This is a genomic window from Kitasatospora sp. NPDC056800, from assembly GCF_042789775.1.
Taxonomy (GTDB): domain Bacteria; phylum Actinomycetota; class Actinomycetes; order Streptomycetales; family Streptomycetaceae; genus Kitasatospora.
Genome location: NZ_JBHUAL010000309.1, coordinates 1 through 7,641, shown reverse-complemented (window position 1 = coordinate 7,641; position 7,641 = coordinate 1). Strand labels below are relative to the sequence as shown.

Here is a 7,641-nt window from a genome sequence, read left to right as displayed (position 1 = left end):
GTCCGGGCCGCGGGAGGCCGTCGTCAGCCGGTGAAGCGGTCGGCGTGCCGCCGGACGACGCGGCCGGCGGCCCCGGTGGCCAGGATCGGTCGCACGGCCCCTCCGAAGGGGCCCGGCCCGGCCGGTCGTCAGATGGTGGCGGTGTCGATGACGAAGCGGTAGCGGACGTCGCTGGAGAGGACCCGCTCGTACGCCTCGTTGATCCTCTCGGCGCCGATCAGCTCGATCTCGGCCGCCACGCCGTGCTCGGCGCAGAAGTCCAGCATCTCCTGGGTCTCGGCGATGCCGCCGATGCCCGAGGAGCTCATGCTGCGGCGCCGGCCGCCCAGCGCCCGGATGTCGACCTCCAGCGGCTCCTCCGGGAGGCCGACGTTGACCATCGCCCCGTCGGTGCGCAGCAGGGAGAAGTAGGCGGCGAAGTCGATCGGCGCGGAGACGGTGTTGAGGATGAGGTCGAAGGTGCCCGCGAGGCTCTGGAAGGTCGCCGGGTCGCTGGTGGCGAAGTAGTGGTCGGCGCCCAGCCGCAGGCCGTCGTCCTTCTTGCGCAGCGACTGGGACAGCACGGTGACCTCGGCGCCGAGCGCGTGGGCTATCTGCACGCCCATGTGGCCGAGCCCGCCGAGGCCCACCACGGCGACCCGCTTCCCGGGGCCGGCGTTCCAGTGCCGCAGCGGGGAGTAGGTGGTGATGCCCGCGCACAGCAGCGGCGCGGCCTTGTCCAGCGGCAGCGCCTCGGGGACGCGGACCACGTAGTTCTCGTCGACGACCACGGTCTTCGCGTAGCCGCCGTACGTGGGCCGGCCGTCCTTGCCGACGGCGTTGTACGTCCACACCGGGCCCTCGTCGCAGTACTGCTCCAGGCCGGCCCGGCAGTTGTCGCAGGTGCGGCAGGAGTCGACCATGCAGCCGACGCCGACCCGGTCGCCGACCGCGAAGCCGGTGACGCCGGGGCCGACCTCGGCGACGACGCCCGCGATCTCGTGCCCGGGCACCATGGGGAAGACCGCCCGGCCCCAGCCCTCGTGGGCCTGGTGGATGTCGGAGTGGCAGATGCCGGCGAAGGCGATGTCGATCAGCACGTCGTGCTCGCCGACCGCGCGGCGCTCGATGGTCGTACGTTCCAGCGGGGCCTTGGGGGCCGGCACGGCGTAGGCGGCGACGGTGGTGGTCATGGGAGTTCGTACCCTCTCTGCGGATGGAGCCGGGCCGGTCGGGTCGGACGGACCGGGACGGTCGAACAGCACACCCACGGTACTCCTGGGGCCGGTGCGCCCTGCTGGGGCGGTGCCCGCTCCGGGGGGCGACCGGCGCGGGTCGGAGGGCCGCCGGTTGTTCGGCCTTTTGTTCAATGACCGAGCGCCGAACCAGAACAACCCCGGTGCGCTACACCGGTAGCGCACGCCACACCCGTGCCGCACGTGGGACCAGGGCCGCAACAGCGGCGAAGGCCGGAAGGGTTCACCAGATGACGACGCTCTGCATCGCGAACAACCGCACCGAGGAGATGGTCGGGGACCTCGCCGGGACGCCGCCGGCGGAGCTGCGGTTCGCCGGGTGCGGGGCGCAGCGGATGCTCTGGTGGGCCGAGGACGGGGACGTCCTGGTGCTGCCCTGCGGCCCCGACCCGGAGTACCTGGCGTACGTCACCGGGCTGACCGACGTACGGGCCGACAGTCTGGCCTTCGTGGTGCCGCCGCCCGGCGCCCACGGCGACCAGGTGCTCACCGCCGACCGGCTGGCCGACCCGGGCTTCCGCGCCGAGCTGCGCCGCGCGCTGGACGGGCGCGCCGTCGACGAGGTGCTGGCCGTCTCGCCGAACGGCGCGGTGGCCGAGCTGGCGGACGCGCTCGGGATCGGGCACGCCATGCCCGGCCGGCCCTTCGCCGCGCAGGGCGGCAACGCCCTGGTCAACAGCAAGGCGGGGTTCCGGGCGCTGGCCGCCGGCGCCGGGGTGCCGATCCCGCCCGGGCGGGTGGCCGGCTCGCCCGCGGAGGTCGAGGCCGCGATCGAGGACCTGCTGGCGCGGGGGCACAGCGTGATGGTGAAGGTCGAGTACCAGGCGGGCGGCCTCGGCAACGAGATCCTCGCCCGGGACGAGAAGGTGGAGCCGGTCGGCGCCGAGCGGGTGGTGCCGCTGCCGGACCGGGCGGCGGTGGCCGCGTACGTGGCCGAGCGGTGGACCTGGCTGACCGGCGGACGCGGCCAGCGGGTCGTGGTGGAGCGGTACTTCGCCGACTCGGCGCCGCTGTACGCCGAGTTCGTCATCGGGGACACGGGCGCCGTGCTCTCCGGCTGCGGCGAGATGGTCATGCGGCCGGTGGTGGTCGGGGAGATCACCCCGCCGGTCACCCCGGACGCCGGCACCCGGGACGAACTCGTCCGCGAGGCCGCCCGGCTGTGCGAGGCGCTGCGGGTGATCGGCTACCGGGGCACGGTCAGCGCGGACGCCGTGCTGACCCCCGAGGGCGAGATCTACTTCCACGAGACCAACGCCCGGCTCACCGGCTCCAGCCACCTGCACCACGCCTACGCCGGCCGCCTGCTGCGCCCCGAGCACCGCGGCTCGCGCCACCTCCTGGAGCTGGCCGGCCTCAAGGTGCCGTCCTTCGCCGAGGCCGTGGCGGCGATCGGCGCGGCCGGGCTGGCCTTCGACCGGGAGAGCGGCACCGGCGTGCTGTTCAGCTCCGACTTCGGGCCCGCCGACGGCTCGGTGATGTACTGCGCGGTCGCCGAGGGCCCGGAGGCCGCCCGCGCCCTGGAGGGCGCCCTGCTCGCGCTGTTCGCCGGATGAGTCCCGACCTGGAGGAGAACGGAATGATGCGCGCCGCGCTGATCCACCGCTACGGCGGCCCGGAGGAGCTGAGCGTCGAGACGGTGCCGGAACCGGAGGCCGGCCCGGGCCGGGTGCTGGTCGACGTCACCCTGGCCGGGCTCAACTACGCCGACCTGGAGTGCCGCACCGGCGAGTACCTCAGGTTCCCGCTGCCGGCGGTGCTCGGCGTCGACGTGGTCGGGCGGCGCCGGGAGGACGGCCGGAGGGTCGTCGCGCTGCTGCGCACCGGCGGCGGGTACGCCCACGTGGCCGCGCCCGAGGCGGCGCACACGGTGGAGGTGCCGGACGGCGTGGACGACGAGCAGGCGCTGGGGCTGCTGGAGCAGGGGGCGACGGCCTACGGCGCGCTGACCCTGGCGGGGCGGCTGCGGCCGGGCGACGCCGTCGGGGTGAGCGCGGCCGCCGGCGGGGTCGGGCACCTGGCGGTGCAGCTGGCCAGGGAGCTGGGCGCGAGCCGGGTGGTCGCCCTGTCCTCCACCCCGGAGAAGCGGGAGTACCTGCTCTCGCTGGGCGCCGACACCGTGCTCGACCCGGCCGACCCCGACCTGGCCGGGCGGCTCGCGGAATCGGGCGGGCTGGACCTGTTCCTCGACTCGGTCGGCGGCCCGGTGCTGCGCGCCGGACTGGCCGGACTGGCGCCCTTCGGGCGGCTGGTGTCGGTCGGGGCGCGCGGCGGGGTGGAGGACGCCTTCACGATGGGCGAGCTGACCGAGCGCTCGGCGGGCGCCCAGGGCTTCTGGCTCAAGCACGTGCTGACGGACCGGGCGCTGTTCGAGGGCGTCGCCGACCACCTGTTCCGGCTCGCCGCCGAGAAGCGGGTGGTGGCGCGGATCGACCGGACCGTCCCGCTGTCCGGGGTGGCCGGGGCGCACCGGGCGATGGCCGCGCGGGAGACCATCGGCAAGGTGCTGGTGGACGTCCACCGCGAGGAGTGAGGGCCGGGATCAGCGGAGCGCCTCCTCCGCCTCGCCCGGGGCCAGCGGCAGGCTGGCGGCCACCCGGTAGCCGCCGGTGGCGAGCCCGCCGGTCTCCAGCGTGCCGCCGTGCAGGGTGACGCGTTCGCGCATGCCGATCAGGCCGTGCCCGGTTCGGGCCGCCGCCCCGGCGGTGGCTCCGCCCGCGGCCCCGGCCGGGCCCGTCCCGGTGCCCGCGCCGTCGTCGCGCACCTCGACGGTGACCCGGTCCGGACGGTATGTCAGCCGGACGTGGGCACTGGCCGGGCCGGCGTGCTTGCGGGTGTTGGTGAGGGACTCCTGGACGATCCGGAAGACGGTCAGGCCCACCGTCGGGGGCAGCGGTCGCGGGCGGCCGCTGACCTCGAACTCGGTCGGCAGGCCGGCCAGCCGGGACTCGTCGACGATGCGGTCGAGGTCGTCGGCGCCGGGCTGGGGCGGGCTCGGCACGGTCTCCGGATCCTCGTCGGCCCGCAGGACGTCGAGGAGCTGGCGCATCTCGCGCAGGGCCATCCGCCCGGAGGACTCGAGGGTCACCAGGGCGTCGCGGACCACCTCGGTGTCGCCCCCGAGGTTGGCCCGGGCGCCGCCGGCCATCAGCTGCATGGTGGTGATGTGGTGGGCCACGATGTCGTGCAACTCCCGTGCGATGCGGCGTCGTTCCTCGGCCACCGCGCGGTCGGCGAGCAGCCTGCGATGGGCCGCCACCTGCTGCTGCCAGCGGTTGACCACGACGGCCGTGCCGACCACGACCGCGACCGCGAGAACGGCGGAGAGGACGTTCGCCCCCGTGGGGAGCCGCCCGTGGCTCTGGTTCAGCAGCGTCACCACCGCCGTCGCGCCGGACATCAGCGCCGTCACCGGGGCGGTGCGGACCCTGGCCACCGAGTACAGGGCCACCGAGAGGGCGAAGCCGAAGTGGGTCGACGGCGGTGCGGAGAGGTTCTCCGCCGCGCCCAGGGCCAGTACGGCCGCGAGCGCCGACACCGGGTGGCTGCGCCGGAAGAGCAGCGGCAGGGCCGGCAGCACGATGAGGACGACGCCGAGCGCCGTGGCACCGCCGCCTCCGGGCCCACCGTCGCCACTCACGCTGCCGAGCGAGTAGCCGACCAGGTCCAGGGCGGCCGCGGCGACGGCGACCAGCGCGTCGTCACGCGTCCACGGCACCGCGTCGCCGCCCTTCGGCCTGTCGGCGCCCGGCAGCCTGTCGGAGGCCGGCGGCCCGCCGGAGATCGGCTGCTCGGGGTGTCGGCGCCGGCGCATCTGTGCGTCTCCCTGCTCGTGGCCCGCCGGACCGGTGCGGCGCGGCCGGGCTGTGGTGATCGACCCATTCTGGCACCGGCCGACCGGCCGCGACGGGGCCCCTGAGGCGGGTCCGGGACCGGGACCACGGTCCTGGTCCCGGACGGCTGCCGGACCCTGGGGCCCCGCTTCCGTTCATCCTGTGCCCGGACGAATCCGGGGGGTGCCGCGTGATGGTCTGGAGACCGGCCGGGAACCCGGTGCCGAGTCCACCCGCAAGTCGATACGCAGGAGAACACTTTGATCCGCGCCCTGACCGGATTCTCGACGAGAAACCCATGGAAGGTCATCGCCCTCTGGACGGTGCTGGGTGTCGCGCTGACCGCCCTGAGCGGGGCGCTGATCTTCCGCGTCACGCAGACCCGGGTCGGCGACTTCCTGCCCGCGAGCTACGACTCGGCCGCCGCGCTGAAGATCGCCGAGGACAGGTTCGGCGTGAAGCCCGACGCCGACACGGTGACCGTGCTGGTCGCCCGCTCGGACGGCGGCCCGCTCAGCGCCGCGGACCACCAGCGGATCGGCACCCTGGCCGAGAAGCTGGGCCGGCAGCGGGTCACCATGCCGAAGCCCAAGGAGGAGGACGGGCCGTCCTTCCTGGCGCGGGACCACTCGCAGACCCCCGCGGTCTCCCCGGCGATGGTGGCACCGGACAAGAGCTTCGAGCTGCTCTCCGTCGGGCTGGTCGGCAACCCCGAGGAGCCGGGGATGCAGGACCTCTTCCGGGCCTTCCGGGACTCGGCGCGGGCCCAGTTCGACGACGCGGGGCTGCGCACCGGTTTCACCGGCGGCCTGGCCGGCACGGTGGACACCAAGGACGACGGGAAGACCATGGCGAAGGTCATGGGAGCCCTCACCATGGGGCTGATCGTGCTGCTCAACGTGCTGGTGTTCCGCAGCGTGCTGGCGGCCCTGCTGCCGCTGCTCGCGGTCGCCCTGATCGGTGGCGTGGCACTGGGCGCGGTGGTCGGCGCCGCGATGCTCACCGGGATCAGGATCGACCCGAGCACCCCGTCGCTGATCCAGGTGGTCCTGATCGGCATCGGGATCGACTACCTGCTGTTCCTGCTGTTCCGCTTCCGCGAGCAGCTGCGGGCGCGGCCCGGGACGCCCGTCCGGGTCGTGGCCGCGGAGGTCTCGGGGCGGGTGGGCACGGCGATCACCTCGGCGGCGCTGACCATCGTGGCCGCCTTCGCGACGCTCGGGGTGGCGAGCTTCGGGCAGTTCCGGGTGCTCGGCCCGGCCATCGCCGTCTCGGTCCTGGTCATGCTGCTGGGCAGCCTGACGCTGATGCCCGCCCTGCTGGCGGCCTGCGGACGCGGGATGTTCTGGCCCTCCCGTGCGCTCCAGAGCCGGCCGCGCGAGGGCGTGTCGGCCCGGCTGGGCGGTTTGGTGGCGCGCCGGCCGCTGGCCCTGGCGGTGGCCTCCGTCGCCGCACTGGGCGCGCTGGCCCTCGGGACGGTCGGGATCCGGATGGACTACGGCCAGGGCGCCGAAGGCCCGCGCACCGCCGCCGCCGCCACCGCGGCCGAGATCTCCCGCGCGCTGCCGGCCGGTGTGTCGGACCCGACCACCGTCTACCTCACCGCCAAGGACGGCGGCACGCTCGGCGCGGACCGGTTCGACGGCCTGTCCCGCGCGCTCGGACAGGTCGCGGGCGTGGGGCAGGTGGCGGGGACCGCCCTCGCCGACGACCGGCGGGCCGCCCGGATCGACCTCTACCTGACCGCGGACCCGCAGTCCCAGCAGGCCCGTGACGTGGTCTCGGGGCCGCTGCGGGCCGCCGTCGCCGCGCACACGCCCGCCGGGACGACGGCCCACGTCGGAGGCACCCCGGCGGTCTTCGCCGACATCTCGAAGGCCGTCGACCACGACCTGCGGCTCGTCTTCCCGGTCGCGGCCGCGCTGATCGCGCTGATCCTGCTGATGCTGCTGCGCAGCCTGCTGGCGCCGGTGGTCCTGATGGTCTCCGTCGGCCTCTGCTTCGCGGCCACGCTCGGCGCCTCGGCGCTGCTCTTCCAGCACGGCCTGGACAAGCCGGGCGTCAACTTCACGCTCCCGCTGGTGCTCTTCCTGTTCGTCGTCGCGCTCGGCACCGACTACAACATCCTGATGAGCGACCGGATCCGGGAGGAGATGGAGCAGCCGGGGCCGGCCCGCGCGGCCGTGGCCCGGGCGGTGCGGCACACCGCCCCGGCCATCGCGACGGCGGGCCTGGTGCTGGCGGGCTCCTTCGCCACCCTCGCCGCCACCCCGGCGAGCCGTCAGGTCGGCTTCGCGCTGGCGCTCGGCATCCTGCTCTCCGCCTTCCTGCTGTCGGTGGTGCTGGTGCCCGCGCTGGCCGCGCTGTTCGGCCGCGGCATCTGGTGGCCGGTCCGCCCGGGGCGCGCCGCGGCCCGCCGCCACCCTCAGGACGGGGCGTACGAGCCGGAGCCGGACATGGGCTCCGCCCCGGACCCCTACCGGCTGACGCCGGGCCGCTGAGGGCGCCCGCCGGTAGCTCCGCACCCGATCCGGACCGGACGTCCGGAGGCACCGGGCCCGACGGCTTCAGCC

General features: G+C 75.1%; 5 protein-coding genes. 3 read left to right on the top strand and 2 right to left on the bottom strand.

Annotated features, from left to right (window positions below):
* Positions 1-128: 128 nt before the first annotated feature.
* The gene (locus tag ACFRQN_RS38900) at positions 129-1,172 is read right to left on the bottom strand and encodes an NAD(P)-dependent alcohol dehydrogenase (RefSeq protein WP_049651744.1); all 1,044 of its coding nucleotides are present in this window, start codon (positions 1,170-1,172) and stop codon (positions 129-131) included.
* A gap of 293 nt (positions 1,173-1,465) precedes the next feature.
* Here ACFRQN_RS38900 and ACFRQN_RS38895 point away from each other — a divergent pair, with 293 nt between their 5' ends.
* The gene (locus ACFRQN_RS38895) at positions 1,466-2,791 is read left to right on the top strand and encodes a peptide ligase PGM1-related protein (RefSeq protein ID WP_380745336.1); all 1,326 of its coding nucleotides are present in this window, start codon (positions 1,466-1,468) and stop codon (positions 2,789-2,791) included.
* A complete protein-coding gene (locus tag ACFRQN_RS38890) occupies positions 2,788-3,768 on the top strand; it encodes a zinc-binding dehydrogenase (RefSeq protein ID WP_259316347.1) in 981 nt (326 codons plus the stop codon). Before ACFRQN_RS38895 ends, ACFRQN_RS38890 begins: the two co-directional genes overlap by 4 nt.
* Positions 3,769-3,777: 9 nt before the next feature.
* Here the strand turns inward: ACFRQN_RS38890 and ACFRQN_RS38885 are convergent, their stop codons facing one another.
* The gene (locus ACFRQN_RS38885; protein ID WP_380745333.1) at positions 3,778-5,049 is read right to left on the bottom strand and encodes a sensor histidine kinase; all 1,272 of its coding nucleotides are present in this window, start codon (positions 5,047-5,049) and stop codon (positions 3,778-3,780) included.
* Between the two features lie 279 nt (positions 5,050-5,328).
* Here ACFRQN_RS38885 and ACFRQN_RS38880 point away from each other — a divergent pair, with 279 nt between their 5' ends.
* A complete protein-coding gene (locus ACFRQN_RS38880) occupies positions 5,329-7,569 on the top strand; it encodes an MMPL family transporter (protein WP_380745331.1) in 2,241 nt (746 codons plus the stop codon).
* The last annotated feature ends 72 nt before the right edge of the window (positions 7,570-7,641 follow it).